Annotated in this window: 31 protein-coding genes; all 31 read right to left on the reverse strand. The window is 40.5% G+C overall.

Translation table 11 applies throughout. From position 1 onward, the window contains the following. Positions 1-21 precede the first annotated feature (21 nt). The 31 genes from ribF to fusA all read right to left on the reverse strand — a co-directional run bounded on the left by ribF (position 22) and on the right by fusA (position 18,212). Positions 22-963 (reverse strand): bifunctional riboflavin kinase/FAD synthetase, encoded by a 942-nt coding sequence (gene ribF / locus AC0SAP_RS04605; protein WP_473383171.1) that lies wholly within the window; start codon positions 961-963, stop codon positions 22-24. 63 nt (positions 964-1,026) lie between these two features. After that, the gene (gene rplQ / locus AC0SAP_RS04610) at positions 1,027-1,413 is read right to left on the reverse strand and encodes a 50S ribosomal protein L17 (protein ID WP_094566742.1); all 387 of its coding nucleotides are present in this window, start codon (positions 1,411-1,413) and stop codon (positions 1,027-1,029) included. Positions 1,414-1,441: 28 nt separating this feature from the next. After that, positions 1,442-2,446, reverse strand: a complete 1,005-nt coding sequence (locus AC0SAP_RS04615) for a DNA-directed RNA polymerase subunit alpha (protein WP_094566741.1) — start codon at positions 2,444-2,446, stop codon at positions 1,442-1,444. A 60-nt stretch (positions 2,447-2,506) separates the two neighbouring features. Beyond that, a complete protein-coding gene (rpsD, locus tag AC0SAP_RS04620; protein WP_094566740.1) occupies positions 2,507-3,127 on the reverse strand; it encodes a 30S ribosomal protein S4 in 621 nt (206 codons plus the stop codon). Positions 3,128-3,155: 28 nt separating this feature from the next. Then, positions 3,156-3,545, reverse strand: a complete 390-nt coding sequence (gene rpsK, locus AC0SAP_RS04625; RefSeq protein WP_094566739.1) for a 30S ribosomal protein S11 — start codon at positions 3,543-3,545, stop codon at positions 3,156-3,158. A gap of 20 nt (positions 3,546-3,565) precedes the next feature. Then, positions 3,566-3,919, reverse strand: coding sequence for a 30S ribosomal protein S13 (gene rpsM, locus AC0SAP_RS04630; RefSeq protein ID WP_094566738.1), 354 nt, complete (start codon positions 3,917-3,919; stop codon positions 3,566-3,568). A 68-nt stretch (positions 3,920-3,987) separates the two neighbouring features. Next, positions 3,988-4,101 (reverse strand): 50S ribosomal protein L36, encoded by a 114-nt coding sequence (gene rpmJ / locus AC0SAP_RS04635; protein WP_094566737.1) that lies wholly within the window; start codon positions 4,099-4,101, stop codon positions 3,988-3,990. Between the two features lie 21 nt (positions 4,102-4,122). After that, entirely contained in the window at positions 4,123-5,547 is a 1,425-nt protein-coding gene (secY, locus tag AC0SAP_RS04640) for a preprotein translocase subunit SecY (RefSeq protein WP_109200812.1), read from the reverse strand. Positions 5,548-5,549: 2 nt separating this feature from the next. Next, positions 5,550-5,984 (reverse strand): 50S ribosomal protein L15, encoded by a 435-nt coding sequence (rplO, locus tag AC0SAP_RS04645; RefSeq protein ID WP_094566735.1) that lies wholly within the window; start codon positions 5,982-5,984, stop codon positions 5,550-5,552. Positions 5,985-6,002: 18 nt separating this feature from the next. Then, positions 6,003-6,182: a 50S ribosomal protein L30 gene (rpmD, locus tag AC0SAP_RS04650; protein WP_094566734.1), complete on the reverse strand. Its 180-nt coding sequence runs from the start codon at positions 6,180-6,182 to the stop codon at positions 6,003-6,005. Positions 6,183-6,185: 3 nt separating this feature from the next. Next, on the reverse strand, positions 6,186-6,704 hold the full coding sequence (rpsE, locus tag AC0SAP_RS04655; protein WP_109236024.1) for a 30S ribosomal protein S5: 519 nt from the start codon (positions 6,702-6,704) through the stop codon (positions 6,186-6,188). A gap of 16 nt (positions 6,705-6,720) precedes the next feature. Continuing rightward, entirely contained in the window at positions 6,721-7,074 is a 354-nt protein-coding gene (gene rplR, locus AC0SAP_RS04660) for a 50S ribosomal protein L18 (protein WP_094566732.1), read from the reverse strand. Between the two features lie 9 nt (positions 7,075-7,083). After that, the gene (gene rplF / locus AC0SAP_RS04665; RefSeq protein ID WP_094566731.1) at positions 7,084-7,620 is read right to left on the reverse strand and encodes a 50S ribosomal protein L6; all 537 of its coding nucleotides are present in this window, start codon (positions 7,618-7,620) and stop codon (positions 7,084-7,086) included. Positions 7,621-7,633: 13 nt separating this feature from the next. Further along, the gene (rpsH, locus tag AC0SAP_RS04670; protein WP_094566730.1) at positions 7,634-8,032 is read right to left on the reverse strand and encodes a 30S ribosomal protein S8; all 399 of its coding nucleotides are present in this window, start codon (positions 8,030-8,032) and stop codon (positions 7,634-7,636) included. A 12-nt stretch (positions 8,033-8,044) separates the two neighbouring features. Then, positions 8,045-8,350 (reverse strand): 30S ribosomal protein S14, encoded by a 306-nt coding sequence (gene rpsN, locus AC0SAP_RS04675; RefSeq protein ID WP_109236026.1) that lies wholly within the window; start codon positions 8,348-8,350, stop codon positions 8,045-8,047. A gap of 17 nt (positions 8,351-8,367) precedes the next feature. Further along, the gene (gene rplE, locus AC0SAP_RS04680) at positions 8,368-8,910 is read right to left on the reverse strand and encodes a 50S ribosomal protein L5 (RefSeq protein WP_286481377.1); all 543 of its coding nucleotides are present in this window, start codon (positions 8,908-8,910) and stop codon (positions 8,368-8,370) included. Positions 8,911-9,015: 105 nt separating this feature from the next. Next, positions 9,016-9,351, reverse strand: a complete 336-nt coding sequence (gene rplX, locus AC0SAP_RS04685; protein ID WP_109236027.1) for a 50S ribosomal protein L24 — start codon at positions 9,349-9,351, stop codon at positions 9,016-9,018. Positions 9,352-9,369: 18 nt separating this feature from the next. Beyond that, complete coding sequence (gene rplN, locus AC0SAP_RS04690) at positions 9,370-9,738, reverse strand: 50S ribosomal protein L14 (RefSeq protein WP_094566726.1); 369 nt, start codon at positions 9,736-9,738, stop codon at positions 9,370-9,372. A gap of 2 nt (positions 9,739-9,740) precedes the next feature. Next, positions 9,741-10,010 carry a 30S ribosomal protein S17 gene (rpsQ, locus tag AC0SAP_RS04695; RefSeq protein ID WP_109200820.1) on the reverse strand — a complete coding sequence of 90 codons (270 nt, stop codon included), beginning with the start codon at positions 10,008-10,010 and terminating at the stop codon, positions 9,741-9,743. Further along, positions 10,010-10,219: a 50S ribosomal protein L29 gene (rpmC, locus tag AC0SAP_RS04700; protein ID WP_109236028.1), complete on the reverse strand. Its 210-nt coding sequence runs from the start codon at positions 10,217-10,219 to the stop codon at positions 10,010-10,012. The genes rpsQ and rpmC overlap by 1 nt, the downstream gene beginning before the upstream one ends. A 13-nt stretch (positions 10,220-10,232) precedes the next feature. Further along, positions 10,233-10,646 (reverse strand): 50S ribosomal protein L16, encoded by a 414-nt coding sequence (gene rplP, locus AC0SAP_RS04705; protein ID WP_286481335.1) that lies wholly within the window; start codon positions 10,644-10,646, stop codon positions 10,233-10,235. Positions 10,647-10,648: 2 nt separating this feature from the next. Next, entirely contained in the window at positions 10,649-11,341 is a 693-nt protein-coding gene (rpsC, locus tag AC0SAP_RS04710; protein WP_094566723.1) for a 30S ribosomal protein S3, read from the reverse strand. A 16-nt stretch (positions 11,342-11,357) separates the two neighbouring features. Beyond that, positions 11,358-11,690 carry a 50S ribosomal protein L22 gene (rplV, locus tag AC0SAP_RS04715; protein ID WP_286481336.1) on the reverse strand — a complete coding sequence of 111 codons (333 nt, stop codon included), beginning with the start codon at positions 11,688-11,690 and terminating at the stop codon, positions 11,358-11,360. 14 nt (positions 11,691-11,704) lie between these two features. Continuing rightward, positions 11,705-11,977, reverse strand: a complete 273-nt coding sequence (gene rpsS, locus AC0SAP_RS04720; protein ID WP_094566721.1) for a 30S ribosomal protein S19 — start codon at positions 11,975-11,977, stop codon at positions 11,705-11,707. A gap of 23 nt (positions 11,978-12,000) precedes the next feature. Beyond that, positions 12,001-12,825 carry a 50S ribosomal protein L2 gene (gene rplB / locus AC0SAP_RS04725; RefSeq protein WP_109200823.1) on the reverse strand — a complete coding sequence of 275 codons (825 nt, stop codon included), beginning with the start codon at positions 12,823-12,825 and terminating at the stop codon, positions 12,001-12,003. Then, entirely contained in the window at positions 12,825-13,133 is a 309-nt protein-coding gene (gene rplW / locus AC0SAP_RS04730) for a 50S ribosomal protein L23 (protein ID WP_094566719.1), read from the reverse strand. The genes rplB and rplW overlap by 1 nt, the downstream gene beginning before the upstream one ends. Continuing rightward, on the reverse strand, positions 13,130-13,738 hold the full coding sequence (gene rplD, locus AC0SAP_RS04735) for a 50S ribosomal protein L4 (RefSeq protein ID WP_094566718.1): 609 nt from the start codon (positions 13,736-13,738) through the stop codon (positions 13,130-13,132). Before rplD ends, rplW begins: the two co-directional genes overlap by 4 nt. Further along, positions 13,738-14,385 (reverse strand): 50S ribosomal protein L3, encoded by a 648-nt coding sequence (gene rplC / locus AC0SAP_RS04740; RefSeq protein WP_094566717.1) that lies wholly within the window; start codon positions 14,383-14,385, stop codon positions 13,738-13,740. Before rplC ends, rplD begins: the two co-directional genes overlap by 1 nt. A 71-nt stretch (positions 14,386-14,456) precedes the next feature. Next, positions 14,457-14,768, reverse strand: coding sequence for a 30S ribosomal protein S10 (gene rpsJ, locus AC0SAP_RS04745; protein ID WP_094566716.1), 312 nt, complete (start codon positions 14,766-14,768; stop codon positions 14,457-14,459). Between the two features lie 56 nt (positions 14,769-14,824). Continuing rightward, positions 14,825-16,015 (reverse strand): elongation factor Tu, encoded by a 1,191-nt coding sequence (gene tuf / locus AC0SAP_RS04750; protein ID WP_286481342.1) that lies wholly within the window; start codon positions 16,013-16,015, stop codon positions 14,825-14,827. A 97-nt stretch (positions 16,016-16,112) separates the two neighbouring features. After that, positions 16,113-18,212 (reverse strand): elongation factor G, encoded by a 2,100-nt coding sequence (fusA, locus tag AC0SAP_RS04755; RefSeq protein ID WP_286481343.1) that lies wholly within the window; start codon positions 18,210-18,212, stop codon positions 16,113-16,115. Positions 18,213-18,310: the final 98 nt, after the last annotated feature.

Here is an 18,310-nt window from a genome sequence, read left to right on the forward strand (position 1 = left end):
TGCTTTACTCACGTTCACATCCTACTTTTGAAGATTAAAATAATCTCTTGAAGCCCCTGCATCTAATAAGATCTGCGCCTTTAATGCTTCAATACTTTCAAATCGTTTCTCATCCCTAATTTTAGAGAGAAATCTAACACTAAATGTCTCACCATATAAGTTACGGTTAATATCATGTAAGTGTACTTCTAAATTAGGTTTTATGCCATCAACTGTAGGCCGATAACCAATATTGGCAACACCTTTCAACTTCTCCTGAGTTCGACAGAGAGTGGCTTCTACATTATACACCCCGGTAAAGGGGGGCTTAAAGCGTTTTAATGGCAGATTGATCGTCGCTGTTCCGAGCTTTCTAGCGAGCTGATTTCCATAAACGACACGACTCATAATCTGATATGGTCGACCTAAATAGAGCTCCGCTTGATTAAAGTTTGAAACTGCCAGAGCCTCACGAACCAAGGTCGAGGAGACACGTACGCCACCAATAAAGTAATAATCTTCCTGAACAACTTCAAAGCCATACTGTTTCCCAGCCGCTGAAAGATCTTCAAAAGATCCTGCCGCTTTTGCACCAAAACGAAAATCAGCACCAATCACGATTCCCTTAATATTGAGCTGATCTACTAAAAAATGGTCAATAAAGTGATCTGGAGATTCTTCCCGCAAGCGTTCAGTGAAGGGCAGGATAATCACCTCATCAACTAATTGACTCTTTTTAAGGTAAGCTAATTTCTCTTTTAGCGACATAATTCGTGCCGGTGAATTCTCTTTCAAAAAGAACTCATGAGGAAGTGGCTCAAACGTCACTAATGTTCGCTTTGCATCAGGATTTTTAGCCTGTAGCGCATTCACCTTATGCAATAATTTTTGATGACCTAAATGTATTCCATCAAAAGCCCCAATCGTAATAATTCGTGGCACATCCGGAATAACACGAGAGTCTCGATAAAAGAAAAATTTCATCTTTTCGACCGTTAAATAAAAAAGCCGGCTATAAGAATAACCGGCTAATAAATAATTTATGATTTAGCTGGCATCAGCTTCATTTGCTTTAGCTGGACGCTCAACAAATTCAACATAAGCCATTGGAGCATTATCTCCAGGGCGGAAACCACACTTCAAAATACGGAGATAACCACCATTACGATCTTTGAAAAGTGGACCATAAACTTCAAAAAGTTTAGTGACCATTTCACGTGATCTTAGGATTGCGAAAGCTTTACGACGGTTAGCTACCGTATCAACTTTAGCAAGTGTAATTAATGGTTCTACTTCACGACGAAGCTCTTTTGCTTTCGGGAGTGTAGTCTTAATAATTTCATGCTCAAGAATAGATACAGACATATTTTTGAACATTGCTTTTCTATGTGCTGATGTGCGACTAAATGCACGACCTGCTTTACGATGACGCATTTTTATACTTCCTATTCAAATAATTAAATTATGCTGGTGGCTTAGAGGTATCTAAGTTAGGCGGTGGCCAATTATCTAAAGTCATACCTAAAGATAAACCATATTGCGCCAACACATCTTTAATTTCTGTTAATGATTTTTTACCAAGATTAGGCGTTTTGAGTAACTCTGTTTCTGTTTTCTGAATCAAATCACCGATGTAATATACACTCTCTGCTTTTAGACAATTCGCAGAACGAACTGTTAACTCTAAATCATCAACAGGTCTTAATAATGTAGGATCTATCTCAAATGCTGGCTCTTCCTCTACAGGTTCTTCTTCCGGCATTGGTTTAAGATCTACAAAGACATTTAACTGCTCATGAAGGATCGTTGCTGCATTACGAATTGCTTGCTCTGGATCTAAAGTTCCATTAGTTTCTAACGCAATAACGAGTCTATCTAAGTCAGTACGCTGTTCAACACGAGCCGTTTCTACACGATAACTTACGCGATTTACAGGACTAAATGTCGTATCTAACTTGAAGAGGCCAAGTGAAATAGTAGAACTATCACCCGCTTCGGTTTCACGGTTTGCCGCAGTACTATAACCGCGCCCACTTTCTACCTTCATGCGCATTTTTAAGGAACCACTCGAAGTAAGGTTCGCAATTACATGTTCAGGATTAACAATTTCAATATTATGTGGAACTTCAAGATTTCCTGCTGTTACCACACACGGACCCTGAATATCTAATGAGATATATGCTTCAGGGGCATCGTGAAGAGTAATTGCAATACCTTTAAGGTTTTGCAGAAGATCGATAACATCTTCATGCATCCCTGGAATTGCAGAGTACTCTTTTGAAACGCCATCAATTTCACATTCTGTAATCGCTGCACCTGGCATCGAAGATAGCAGAATACGACGTAATGCATTCCCTAAAGTATGCGCAAAGCCCCTCTCAAGAGGCTCTAGCGATATTTCAGAGAAGTGATTTTCGTCGGTTTTGATCTCCACTATACGTGGAGTTAACAACTCATTTAAAGCCATATGTACTTACCCGATTGATCTAAAATAATAAGAAGGAACGAAAAAATACCAATATGCTTATTATTTTGAGTACAACTCTACTACTAATGACTCGTTAATATCTGCTGGTAAATCTGAACGCTCAGGAACACGCTTGAACTCGCCTTCCATTTTTGTTTTATCAACCGAAACCCAATCAACTAGGCCATTTGCTTCTGCTAATTCCATTGCATATGCAATTCTTGCTTGCTTTTTAGAACGCTCACGAATAGCAACCACATCACTTGCTTTCAGCTGATATGAAGGGATATTAACCTTCTCACCATTTACTAAAATTGAATTATGACTTACTAACTGACGTGCTTCTGCACGAGTAGAAGCAAAGCCCATACGATAAACAACGTTATCTAAACGGCACTCAAGGATCTCTAAAAGATTCTCACCTGTAGAACCTTTACGACGATCTGCCTCTTTATAGTAAAGATGGAATTGTTTCTCTAACAATCCATACATTCTTTTTAACTTCTGTTTTTCACGTAACTGTAAACCGTAGTCAGATGTACGACCTGGTTTTGCACCATGCTGTCCAGGTGCTCTGTCATGTTTACATTTAGATTCGAAAGAACGTGCGCCAGATTTCAAGTGGAGATCTGTGCCTTCACGTCTTGCTAATTTACATTTTGGGCCAATATAACGTGCCATGACTATCTATACTCCTTAAAAATTTATATTATACTCTGCGCTTTTTCGGCGGACGGCAACCATTGTGTGGAATGGGAGTTACGTCAGAAATACTTGTGATTTTGTAGCCAATCGCGTTAAGTGCACGAACTGCTGAATCACGTCCTGGACCAGGTCCGCTGATATTTACATCTAAATTTTTAAGACCATATTCCTGCGCTACTGTACCAGCTCTTTCTGCTGCTACTTGAGCTGCAAATGGAGTAGATTTTCTTGAACCACGGAAGCCTGAGCCACCAGCAGTTGCCCATGAAAGTACATTTCCTTGACGATCAGAGATAGTCACGATTGTGTTGTTGAATGATGCTTGAACATGTGCGATACCGTCAACAACACTTCTTTTAACGCGTTTACGCGTTTTTACTGAAGGTTTTGCCATTTTACATTTTCCCTAACAAATTATTTAACAAGTCTTCTTGGACCTTTACGAGTACGTGCATTAGTTTTAGTGCGCTGTCCTCTTAAAGGTAAACTACGACGATGACGAATACCACGATAGCATCCGAGATCCATTAAACGCTTAATGTTTAATGATACTTCGCGACGCAAATCACCTTCTACAGTATATTCACCAACTTGAGCTCGTAGTGCATCAACTTGCTCATCTGTTAAGTCTTTTACTTTTGTCGTTGGGTCAACATTTGCCGCTGCACAGATTGCTGCCGCACGAGTTGGACCAACACCATAAATTGATTGCAGTGAAATAATCACATGCTTTGCTACTGGTATATTAATACCTGCTATACGTGCCATATAAATCCTATCCTAATATTATATCAAGCAGAGCATTCTACCTGATAAATTAAAATTACTCAATACTATTAACCTTGGCGTTGTTTATGACGTCCATCTTCACAGATAACACGTACAACACCAGCGCGTTTAACAATCTTACATTTGCGACAAATTTTCTTAACTGACGCTCTTACTTTCATTCTTAACTCCAATATATTTTACTAAAAGTTTGGTGGGGTACCATTCAATGCTGAACTAATATTTGCTTTTTTCATTAAAGACTCATACTGCTGAGACATTAATAATGCTTGAATTTGTGTCACTAAATCCATTACGACTACAACAGCAATTAGGATCGAGGTTCCACCGAAGTACATTTGTACAGGACTTATACCATTAAAGAATTCAGGCAATAGACAGATGATTGTAATATAGAGCGAACCCCATAAAGTGATTCGAGTTAATACTCTATCTAAATATTGCGATGTATGAATTCCAGGGCGAATGCCAGGTATAAAACCACCATTTCTCTTTAAGTTTTCTGCTGTCTCTTTAGAGTTAAACTGCAATGCAGTGTAGAAGAAACAGAAGAAGATTATAAGTGCCGCAAATAATATCATATATGCAGGCTGACCTATAGAGAAATACTTCACTCCGTAAAATCCGAGCTTATTAAGTGTCAAGGATACATAATAGCTAAAGCTCCCCCAAAGCCCTGTATCCGCGTCAGTCAATTCTGGCACATTAACTTTGCTTAAACCGGTACTAATGGTGTAAACAAAGGATAGGAACGCAGAACCGAAGATTGCCGGTATAACTCCCGACATATTGAGTTTTAATGGCAGATGGTTAGTTTGATTACCAACCGTCATCATTCTACCTTGCTGTCTTCTTGCATATTGAATTGTAATACGGCGCTGACCACGCTCAATAAAGACAATTACAAAAATTACAGCCAATACAAGCAAGAATAGAACAACTAATAACAACCACATTGCACCACCTTGTGTGGTAGCAGTCTCAAATAGGAACGCAACCGATGAAGGTACGCCCATTAGAATGCTTGCAAAGATGATCATTGAAATACCATTACCGATACCTCTTTCTGTAATCTGCTCACCCAACCAAACGAGGAACATTGTTCCTGTTACAAGTGTTAGCGTTGAAAGTGTAACGAATAGGACTGGCGGTATAACTACCAATTCGGCATTTACAAATCCACCATTCATGATCGCGATTGAATAAACAATCCCCTGCACAACCCCGAAAGCAATAGTCATATAGCGAGTGTACTGAGTCATCTTACGACGCCCTGCCTCACCCTCTTTTTTGAGTTGTTCGAGAGGAGCATACACTACAGATAACATCTGAATAACAATCGAAGCTGTAATATACGGCATTACACCCAGCATAAACACAGACATCTTCTCAAATGCACCACCTGAGAAGAGATTAATCATTGCAGATATACCACCTTGTTGCCCTTGCTGATCCATTACCTCTGAAAGCGTAACAGCATCAATACCTGGCAATGTAATATAGACCCCAATTCTATAGACTACTAATGCCAAGACTAAAAACCATAGTCTTGACAAGAGCCCTGAAAAACGTCCGAGGTTATTAGCCCCTACTTGATTTCTTTGCATATTTACTCTTCAACAGAGCCGCCTGCAGCCTCAATAGCCGCTTTAGCCCCTTTAGTAACACGAATACCTTTTAAGGTGACCGCTCTATTGATCTCACCAGAAAGCATAACTTTTGCGCGCTCATATTTCGCTGGAAGAATATTGCTCTCAATAAGTGATGCCATAGTGATCTCATTACCCTCTACTTTATTAAGTGCTGATAATGGTACCTCTGCAGTCACCAAACCAATTTGTGAATTGAAACCCACTTTTGGTAATCTTCTTTGTAAAGGCTGTTGTCCACCTTCGAACCCTACTTTATGGTAGCCACCTGATCTAGAGTGTTGACCTTTATGACCACGACCCGCTGTCTTACCTAAGCCAGAACCACAACCACGGCCTACACGTTTTGGGTTAGTTTTACTACCAAACGCAGGTTTTAATGTATTTAATTTCATTTGTTTACCTATCCCCAACTACTCAACTTTAAGCAAGTAAGCTACTTTGTTAATCATCCCCATATTTTCAGGAGTGGCAGCAACCTCTACTGTATGATGAAGACGACGTAAACCTAAACCTTTTACACAATCACGATGTGATTGAAGTCGGCTATTAGTACTCTTTACAAGCGTTACTTTTACAGTTTTCTGTGTCATGACTTACCCTCTTATCTCCTCAACAGATTTGCCACGTTTTGCAGCAATCTCTTCTGGAGTTTGCATTGCAGCTAAACCTTTAATTGTTGCTTGCACAACGTTTACAGGGTTACGTGAGTTTTGACATTTAGCAAGTACATCTTTTACACCAGCTACTTCGAACACTGCACGCATCGCACCGCCTGCGATTACCCCTGTACCTTCAGATGCAGGCTGCATATAGACACGAGCCGCATTATGAATACCTGTTACAGAGTATTGCAGTGTACCACCATTTAAAGAAACTGTCTTGATATTACGCTTAGCTTGCTCAATCGATTTTTTGATTGCAACAGGCACTTCTTTCGCCTTCGCATAACCGTAACCCACCTTACCATTACCATCACCTACCACAGTAAGCGCAGCAAAAGCAAATTGTCTACCACCCTTTACTGTCTTAGATACACGGTTTACTGTAACAAGCTTCTCTTGGTAACCATCTGCAGCTACTGCTGCATTTTGATTTTCAACTTTTGTAGTCATTTAATTTCCTTCCCTATTAAAACTCTAATCCAGCTTCTCTAGCTGCATCTGCTAGAGCTTTAACGCGGCCATGATATTTAAATCCAGAGCGATCAAATGCAACATTAGTTACACCAGCTGCTTTTGCTTTTGCAGCGATATCTTTACCAACTACAGCAGCAGCATCAACGTTACCACCATTTTTGATCTGAGATTTAACATCTGCTACAAGTGTTGAACTCGCAGCTAATACTTTATTATCTGTACCACTAATTACTTGTGCATAGATATGACGAGGAGTTCTATGTACGGTTAAACGATCAACCATCAACTCTCTCATTTTGATACGAGCTTTAAGGCTTCTTCTGTATCTTGCGTCTCTTTTTTTCATCGTTCTCACCTATTTTTTCTTAACTTCTTTCAATGAAACAACTTCATCTGAATAACGAACGCCTTTACCTTTATATGGCTCAGGTGGTCTATAGGCTCTAATTTTAGCCGCAACTTGACCAACTACTTGCTTATCAACACCCTTAATCACAACTTCTGTTTGTGTAGGAGTTTCACAAGTAACACCTTCTGGCATAGCGTGAACGATTGGATGTGAGAAACCGAGTGTAAGATTCAGGTTTGAACCTTGTGCCGCAGCACGATATCCAACACCATTTAAGATAAGCTTTCTTTCGAAACCCTCAGAAACACCGATAACTAAGTTACTTACTAAAGAACGCATTGTTCCTGCAATTGCGTAACTACCTTTGCTCTGCTCTAAATCAGGTACGATTACTAATTCCGAACCTTCTTGTTTAATCCCTACAGATGAGTGAAGTTGAAGACTATTTTCACCCTTAGGACCTTTTGCTTTTACATTATTTCCAGAGATTGTGATTTCAACACCCGCTGGAACAGTAATATTCTGTTTAGCTACACGTGACATCCTAACCCCCTAATTAAGCTACAACGCAGATCACTTCCCCACCGAGCGATAAAGATCTCGCCTTGTGGTCAGTCATCATGCCTTGTGAAGTTGATACAATCGCAATACCTAAGCCACCTAAAACTTGTGGTAAGCTGTTTTTATCACGATATACACGGAGGCTCGGCTTACTTACACGCTCAATACGCTCAATAACAGCCTTACCTTGATGATACTTAAGTGTAAGCACTAATTTTTTATTAGAAGCTTTATCACCAGTAACATCGATTGATGCGATGTAACCTTCTTCAAGAAGCACATCAGCGATAGATTTTTTTACGTTAGAGAAAGGAATCTCTACGTTTACTTTTTCAGAAACTTGCGCATTACGAATGCGGGTTAGCATATCTGAAATTGGATCATGCATACTCATTATAAAATTCTCCTACCAGCTAGCTTTTCTTAAGCCAGGAATATCACCACGCATAGTGATTTCTCTTAACTTGTTTCTTCCAAGACCGAACTTACGGTATACACCATGAGGTCTGCCTGTAATACTACAACGTCTACGACGTCTAGATGGAGAAGAATCTCTTGGTAATTTTTGAAGTGCAACAACTGCTGCTTCTTTCTCTTCCGCAGTAGCGTCGACACTAATAATAATCTTTTTTAACTGTTCGCGTTTTTCAGCATACTTAGCAACAAGCTCAGCACGCTTCTTTTCACGATTAACCATTGATACTTTAGCCATAATTTCCTGCTTTATAATTAATTACGAAATGGGAAGTTGAAAGCGCTTAATAAAGCTTTTGCTTCTTTGTCAGTCTTCGCAGTTGTTGCGATACTAATGTCCATCCCACGTGTAGCATCTACTTTCTCATATTCGATTTCAGGGAAAACGATCTGTTCTTTGATACCAAAGTTATAGTTTCCTGCACCATCAAATGAGCGTGCACTTACACCGCGGAAGTCACGTACTCGAGGTAAAGAGATATTAATTAAGCGATCTAAAAATTCATACATAGTTGTACGACGTAATGTTACACGGCAACCGACAGGCCAACCATCACGAATCTTAAATCCAGCAACCGATTTTCTTGAAAGGGTCACTTGTGCTTTTTGTCCTGCAATAGCAGTTAACTCTGCTACGGCATTATCCATAATTTTCTTATCAAGTACCGCTTCACCAACACCCATATTTAGAGAGATTTTAGTGATTTTTGGCACTTCCATAGGATTAGTGTAGCCAAACTCTTCGATAAGTTTTGGTACTACAACTTCATCATAATACTGTTTTAATCTTGCTTTCATGATATTCCTCAATGCCAAACGGATATGTCTTTTAATGCGATACATCCTGTTTGGCACAGTAATTATTTATAAAATAAGCTGGCTATAATAGCAAAAGTATTTAAACTAGCCAACTTTTTTATTTGTAGATTTAAAAACTCTTTCACGAACGAATTTTACTTTACCATTTTCATCTTTAGTTTCAGTAACTTCGATCTTGATTTTATCTTGTTTTTTCGTCTCGGGATTATAAATCATCACGTTAGAGAGATCGATGAAAGATTCTTGCTCTACCTTACCGCCCTCAATTCCGAGTTGTGGGTTTGGTCTAACATGCTTAGTTACTTTATTAGCACCAGCAACTTTCACACGTCCATCTTTCACTTCAAGCACGCTACCACGATGCCCTTTACTGCTTCCCGCGATTACTACAACTTCATCACCTTTACGGATTTTTGACATATTTAATAATCCTCTTTACTAGATAACTTCAGGCGCAAGCGAAATAATTCTCATGAACTTCTCACCACGTAACTCACGAGTCACTGGGCCAAAGATACGAGTTCCGATCGGATCCAAGTTATTATTAAGAAGTACAGCAGCGTTACCATCAAATTTAATTAATGAACCATCTTGGCGACGAACACCTTTACGAGTTCTTACTACTACTGCATTATACACATCACCTTTTTTAGCACGTCCGCGTGGAATAGCCTCTTTAACAGAAACTTTGATTACATCCCCAACGGTAGCATATCGACGATGTGAACCGCCAAGAACTTTGATACACATTACTTTACGTGCACCAGAGTTGTCAGCTACGTCTAAAACTGTCTGCGTCTGAATCATTATTAACCTCTCGACTCTTCAACTACACGAACTAAATCCCAAGTTTTTTTCTTAGAAATAGGACGTACTTGTTTTATTTCAACGATATCACCGATGTTACATGTATTCGCTTCATCGTGCGCATAGAATTTAGTAGAGCGCTTCACATACTTTTTGTATTTAGGATGCTTTACTAATCTTTCTACATATACAGTAATGGTTTTATCACTCTTATTCGATACAACTGTACCAATAACGGTACGAGCGTGTTGCTGTTCAATAGCAGTAGTCATTATTTACCACCCTCTTTCATTTCACCAAGTACTGTGTTAATTCTCGCGATTTGTCTACGAGACTCTTTGAACTGATGTGACTTTGATAGCTGACCAGTCGCCTTTTGCATACGGAGATTGAACAAACCGCGTTGTAAATCAAGTTTTTCATTTCTTAATTCTTCAACCGATTTATCTCTCAATTGAGCTGCTTTAGATACTTTACTCATGACTTTTTACCTCTTAAAGAACTGTACGTTCAGCAAACGCTGTTTTAACAGATAGCTTTGCAGAAGCAAGTCTAAATGCTTCACGAGCAACAGTTTCCGTGACACCTTCAATTTCAAAAAGCACACGACCTGGTTGAACTTTTGCTACCCAGTACTCAACGTTACCTTTACCACTACCCATTCGAACTTCTAATGGCTTACCAGTAATTGGCACATCGGGGAAAATACGGATATAAACTTTACCACCACGACGGATATAACGAGTAATCGCACGACGCGCTGCTTCGATTTCACGAGCATTGATGCGACCATTTTCTGTAGACTTTAAGCCAAATTCACCGAAGTCTACCTTATTACCTGCTGCCGCAACTCCACGGTTACGACCTTTACGCATTTTTCTAAATTTAGTACGTTTTGGTTGCAACATGATTACTCACCTTTCCTTCTTCTGTTTCTTTTCTTAGGTGCCGCTTCTTCTTGTTCTACAGCAAGGTAATCAAATACTTCACCTTTGTAGATCCAAACTTTAACACCTAAGATACCATAAGTTGTTAATGCTTCTGCTGTTCCGTAATCAATATCTGCACGGAATGTATGGAGAGGAACACGACCCTCTCTATACCACTCAGCACGAGCAATTTCCGCACCATTTAAACGACCTGATACGTTAACACGAATACCTTCAGCACCTAAACGCATAGTGTTAGTTACTGCACGACGCATAGCTCTTCTGAACATTACGCGACGCTCTAATTGCTGAGCAATTCCTTCTGCAACTAAATACGCATCTAACTCAGGCTTTCTTACTTCCTGGATTGATACATGTACTGGACAACCCATGATTTCCGAAAGCTCTTTACGTAAGATTTCAATATCTTCACCTTTTTTTCCAATAACAACACCAGGACGAGCTGTATGAATAACAACTTGTGCTGATTTTGATGGACGGCTGATATGAATCTTAGAAACAGCAGCACCTGCTAATTTCTTTCTTAAAAATTCTCTAACCTTAAAGTCAGATTCAATAAACTCAGGGAAAGTCTTAGAATCCGCGTACCAACGCGAATTCCAGTCTTTTGAGATCCCTAAGCGTATACCGGTTGGATTTACTTTTTGACCCATTTTGACTTACTCCTAATTAAGCTTCAGCAACGATTACTGTGATGTGACTTGTCTTCTTAAGAATACGGTCTCCACGACCTTTTGCACGTGGGCGCATTCTCTTAAGAATAGGACCTTCGTCAACCATAATAGTTTTCACATAGAGGTTGTCGATATCCGCACCGAAGTTATTCTCAGCATTTTCCATTGAAGAAACTAATACTTTAAGAATAAGATCTGCAGCTTTTTTGTCGCTAAATTGTAACAAAGTAAGTGCACGATCAACTGGTAATCCACGGACCTGATCTGCAACTAAGCGCGCTTTCTGAGGAGAAATTCGCGCATGGCGATGTACTGCTCTACTTTCCATGTTTTATCTCCTTATTAACGTGCTTTTTTATCTGCAGCATGACCGCGATAAGTACGAGTGACAGCAAATTCACCTAACTTATGACCAATCATGTTTTCAGTGATTAAAATCGGCACATGAATTTTTCCATTGTGTACGGCAATTGTAAGTCCAATCATTTCTGGCAGGATCATTGAGCGACGCGACCAGGTCTTAATTGGACGACGATTATTTGACGCTACTGCTTCATCTACTTTCTTTTGTAGATGATGATCGATAAATGGACCTTTCTTTATAGAACGTGGCATATTTTACCCTTTATTCGATTTAATTATTTAGTACGACGACGAACAATGTACTTGCTTGTACGCTTGTTAGTACGTGTCTTGTAACCTTTAGTAGGTTGACCCCAAGGTGTCACAGGATGTCTACCACCCTTAGTACGACCTTCACCACCACCGTGAGGGTGATCTACTGGGTTCATCGCAGCACCACGAGTTTGTGGTCTAACACCAGCCCAGCGACTTGCACCAGCTTTACCTAACACACGAAGGCTATGCTCACCATTACTTACAACACCAACAGTCGCTTTACAGTCAGAGAGAACCTTACGGATTTCACCTGAACGTAAACGTAATGTAGAGTACTCACCCTCTTTAGCGATAAGTTGTACTGAAGCACCTGCTGAACGTGCTAATTGAGCGCCTTTACCAGGCTTCATCTCAACACAGTGTACTGTCGTACCAATTGGAATATTGCGAAGTGGTAGAGAGTTACCTGCTTTGATAGGCGCATTTGGGCCAGCAAATAATACGTCACCTACCTCTACTTTTGCAGGAGCGATAATGTAACGACGCTCACCATCTACATAGCAAAGAAGTGCAATATGCGCTGTACGGTTTGGATCGTACTCAATTCTCTCAACTTTTGCCGGAATATTCTCTTTATTACGTTTAAAGTCAATTAAACGATAATGTTGTTTATGACCACCACCACGATGACGTGAAGTAATACGTCCATCATTATTACGGCCGCCGGTTCTATGCTGACCTTCTACTAATGGAGCATATGGTTTACCTTTATGAAGGCCTGGCGTTACAACCTGAATTAGTGAGCGACGACCTGGTGAAGTTGGTTTAGCTTTTTTTATACTCATTACATATCACCTAAAAAATCAATTTCATCTTCCCCGTCTGCAAGTGTTACGTAAGCTTTTTTCCAATCTTGCTTTACACCCATATGACGGCCAAATGATTTACGCTTACCTTTTTGGTTAAGCACAGTAACCTTCTCTACTTTACGTCCAAATAAGAGCTCTACTGCGTCAGCAATCTCTTTCTTATTGGCGTCTTTCAATACGCGGAAAGTTACTTCACGATTAAGCTCTTCTTGGCGCGCTGTTTTTTCAGACGCATGAGGAGCAATGATCACTTTCATTAATCTTTCTTTAACATCTAAAATCATGCTAATAACTCCTTAACTGAAACAAGCGCCTGTTTAGTCATTACAACTTTATTAAACTGTACGAGGCTAACTGGATCAATCGCTTCAACATCAAGCACGAGAACGTTTGGCACGTTTCTAGCACTTAAGTAGAGCGGGAAGTCAACAGCTTCAGTAACCACTAATACGCTTTCATTATGTACATTCAAGCTTTCTAACTTAGCGATAAATGCTTTAGTCTTTGGCGCTTCCATTGTGAAATCTTCAACAACTACTAAACGCTCACTTCTGATCAATTCAGAAAGAATGTTAAGCATCGCTGCTTTGTACATTTTCTTGTTTACTTTCTGGCTCCAGTTTTGTGGCTTAGCTGCAAACGTTACACCACCACCTCTCCAGATAGGGTTACGCTTACTACCAACACGTGCACGACCAGTTCCTTTTTGTCTCCATGGCTTCGCTGTAGAACCTGCTACTTCAGCACGTGTTTTTTGAGCACGAGTACCTGCTCTACCACCTGCTTGATATGCTGTTACAACTTGATGCACTAACGCTTCGTTAAAGTCACGACCAAACTGCGTGGCATCTAATTCAACTGGAGATCCGCCGATTACTTGAATTTCCATTACGCCTTACCTCTTTTCACTTTGATTGCAGGAGACACAACAACATCTGACCCCTTAGGTCCTGGGACAGCACCTTTAATGAGAAGTAAGTTGCGCTCAGTATCTACTCCAACGATCTCAAGATTTTGAGCTGTTCTACGAACTGCACCCATGTGTCCCGCCATTTTCTTACCTTTGAAAACACGACCTGGATCTTGACATTGACCAATTGATCCTGGAACACGATGCGACAATGAGTTACCGTGCGTATTACGTTGACCAGCAAAGTTATGACGTTTAATTGTACCGGCAAAACCTTTACCTTGCGTAACGCCTGAAACATCGACTTTTTGTCCTGCTTCAAACAACTCCACAGTTAACTTTTGTGCAACTTCATATGCGTCTGTAGTGTCGACACGAAATTCCCAAAGTGAACGTGCTGATGCGATCTCTGCTTTTGCAAAGTGTCCATCTAATGATTTTTTCTTTTTGCTTGAATACTGTGGACCATGCGCTACTTGTACCGCTGTATAACCATCAGTATCTGCTGTTTTGATTTGGGCAATTTCATTGTTTTCGATTTGCACAACAGTCACTGCAAGAGAGCGACCATCTTCACCAAAAACTCTACTCATCCCGAGTTTTTTTCCGATTAATCCTACTGCCATTTTATAACCTCAATTAATAAATGATAAAAACGAGAGGAAGGTTGGCGACCTTCATCGCGAACAAACCCGTACTAGTCTAAACGAATTTGTACATCCACACCAGCAGCTAAATCCAGTTTCATTAATGCATCAACTGTTTTATCTGTTGGATTAACAATGTCCATAAGACGCTTATGAGTTCTTAACTCATACTGATCACGCGCATCTTTGTTAACGTGCGGTGATGTCAATACTGTAAATACTTCACGCTTAATAGGTAAAGGAATTGGACCTTTAACCTGCGCACCTGTGCGCTTAGCTGTTTCAACAATTTCTTTTGCAGACTGATCAATTAAACGATAGTCAAATGCTTTAAGGCGAATTCTAATTCTTTGATTATCCATACTACTCTCATTTAAAAATCCTAGACCCCCAAACGAGATCTAGGAAAAAACATTAATTATGCAATAACTTTCGCTACAACACCAGCACCAACTGTACGACCACCTTCACGGATCGCAAAGCGTAAACCTTCATCCATCGCAATTGGGTTGATCAACTCAACAACCATCTTGATGTTATCTCCAGGCATAACCATCTCTACACCTTCAGGAAGCTCTACTGCACCTGTTACGTCCGTAGTACGGAAATAGAATTGTGGGCGGTAACCTTTAAAGAATGGTGTATGACGTCCACCCTCTTCTTTTGAGAGAACGTAAACTTCTGCTTCAAATTTAGTATGAGGTTTAATAGATCCTGGTTTTGCTAGTACTTGACCACGCTCAACATCTTCACGCTTAGTACCACGAAGAAGAACACCCACGTTATCACCTGCTTGACCTTGATCAAGAAGCTTACGGAACATCTCTACACCAGTACATGTTGTTTTTTGAGTTGGGCGAATACCGACGATTTCTAACTCTTCACCAGTCTTAACGATACCTGACTCGATACGGCCTGTTACTACAGTACCACGACCTGAAATTGAGAACACATCTTCGATAGGCATAAGGAATGGCTTATCGATCTCACGTACAGGCTCAGGAATCCACTCATCTAAAGCTGCAAGAAGCTTTTTAATTGCTGGAACACCAATTTCTGATTCATCACCCTCAATTGCTTTAAGCGCTGAACCAACGATAACTGGGGTATCATCACCTGGAAAATCGTATGCATCGAGAAGTTCACGAACTTCCATCTCTACAAGCTCGATTAACTCGGCATCATCAACCATGTCTGCTTTGTTTAAGAAAACAAGAATATATGGAACACCTACTTGACGTGATAAAAGGATATGCTCACGAGTTTGTGGCATAGGACCATCTGCTGCTGAACATACTAAGATAGCTCCATCCATCTGCGCTGCACCAGTGATCATATTTTTCACATAGTCGGCGTGTCCAGGACAGTCAACGTGCGCATAATGACGATTTTCAGACTCATACTCAACGTGAGAAGTTGAAATCGTGATACCACGTTCTCTCTCTTCTGGTGCGTTATCGATCTGATCATATGCACGTACGTTTGCACCTACAGATTCGTTACCCACTTTAGTTAAAGCCGCGGTTAAAGTTGTTTTACCGTGGTCAACGTGACCAATTGTACCGACGTTTACGTGCGGTTTATTACGACTAAAAGTTTCCTTTGACATACTATTAATACCCCAATTTTTTAAAGAGCTAAAAACAAGCTCTACATTATAGAGCTTGTCTATTAGATTGCAAATTATTTATTTTAATTAGACTCTATTAGTCTACCTTATTCGCATTGATAATTTCATCAGCGACACTATTTGGCGCTTGGTTATACTTCAAGAACTCCATAGAGTATGTTGCACGACCTTGTGTTGATGAGCGAAGCGCTGTTGCGTAACCAAACATCTCAGATAATGGAACTTCAGCTCTGATAAGTTTAGATCCAAACGCATCATCAATTCCTTGAAGATTACCACGACGACGGTTAAGGTCACCCATAACATCACCCATGTACTCTTCAGGTGTTTCTACTTCAACTTTCATGATTGGCTCAAGTAATACAGGCCCTGCCTTTTGAACACCGTTCTTAAAGCCCATAGATCCTGCAATCTTAAACGCCATTTCACTTGAGTCAACATCATGGTATGAACCATCATACAGTGTAACTTTAACATCTTCGATTGGATAGCCCGCGATAACACCGTTTGCCATCTGCTCTTGAATACCGCGATCAACCGCTGGGATATATTCTCTTGGAACTACACCACCAACAATCTCATCAACGAACTCATAACCCTTACCAAGCTCTTGAGGCTCAATACGCAACCATACATGACCGAACTGACCACGTCCACCAGATTGTCGTACAAACTTCCCTTCAGCTTCAACTGCTTTTGTAATTGTTTCACGATAAGCAACTTGAGGCGCACCTACACCACACTCAACTTTAAACTCACGCTTCAAACGGTCAACAATGATATCTAAGTGAAGCTCACCCATACCACCGATAATTGTTTGACCTGACTCTTCATCAGTTCTTACGCGGAAAGATGGATCTTCTTGTGCTAAACGTGAAAGCGCCATACCCATTTTTTCTTGGTCAGCTTTTGTTTTTGGCTCAATCGCAACAAAAATTACAGGCTCAGGGAATTCCATACGCTCAAGTGTAATTTGATCTTTCTGGTCACAAAGCGTATCACCAGTAGTAACATCTTTAAGACCAACCATTGCGATAATATCACCTGCTCTTGCCTCATCAATCTCTTCACGAGAGTTAGAGTGCATTGCAAGTAGACGGCCAACACGCTCACGCTTACCTTTTACAGGGTTATAGACGTGATCGCCTGACTTAACAACACCCGAGTAAACACGAACGAAAGTTAAGTTTCCTACGAATGGGTCATTTGCAAGTTTAAACGCAAGTGATGAGAAGGGCTCATCGTCAGATGATTTACGAACTCCAGGCTCACCATCAGGAAGCACACCAGCGATTGGTTTTACTTCTGTTGGTGATGGAAGATAGTAGATAACATCATCAAGTAATGCCTGAACACCTTTATTCTTAAATGCTGTACCACAGCAAACAGGTACTAACTCAGACGCCAATGTACGAGCACGTAAACCTTGGCGAATATCTTCTTCAGATAGTTCACCTTCTTCAAGGTACTTGTCCATCAACTCTTCGCTTGACTCTGCAGCAGCTTCCACCATTTGTGAACGATAGTTTTCTGCATCAGCAAGAAGCTCTGCTGGGATCTCACGCTCTTCAAACGTCATCCCCATATCTTCTTCATTCCAGTAGATTGCTGTCATTGTTACAAGATCAATCACACCTTCGAAGTTATCTTCTGCACCAATTGGAATTTGAATTGGAACAGCATTTGCACGAAGACGCTCTTTCATCTGATCAACAACACGGAAGAAGTCAGCACCTGTACGGTCCATCTTGTTAACAAATGCAATTCTAGGTACTGCGTATTTGTTCGCTTGACGCCATACTGTCTCAGATTGCGGCTGAACACCACCTACTGAACAGTACACCATTACCGCACCATCAAGAACACGCATTGAACGCTCAACTTCAATTGTAAAGTCAACGTGTCCCGGTGTATCGATAAGGTTAATACGATGCTCAGGGAATTGTTGCTTCATCCCTTTCCATGAACAAGTGGTTGCCGCAGATGTGATTGTGATTCCGCGCTCTTGCTCTTGAGCCATCCAGTCCATCGTTGCAGTACCATCGTGAGTCTCCCCAATACGGTGATTTTTACCAGTATAGAAGAGGATACGCTCAGATGTGGTAGTTTTACCTGCGTCAATGTGAGCACTGATACCAATATTACGGTATCGGTCAATAGGCATAGTTCGAGCCATAATAAATCCTTCTTTTAAAATTAAATCTTAATTTCTTTAAACAATAAATGCGGTGTCCCAAAATATATGAGCACCGCAATTGCATGAACAAATTCTGT

Source organism: Ignatzschineria sp. PL_is040, from assembly GCF_055813795.1.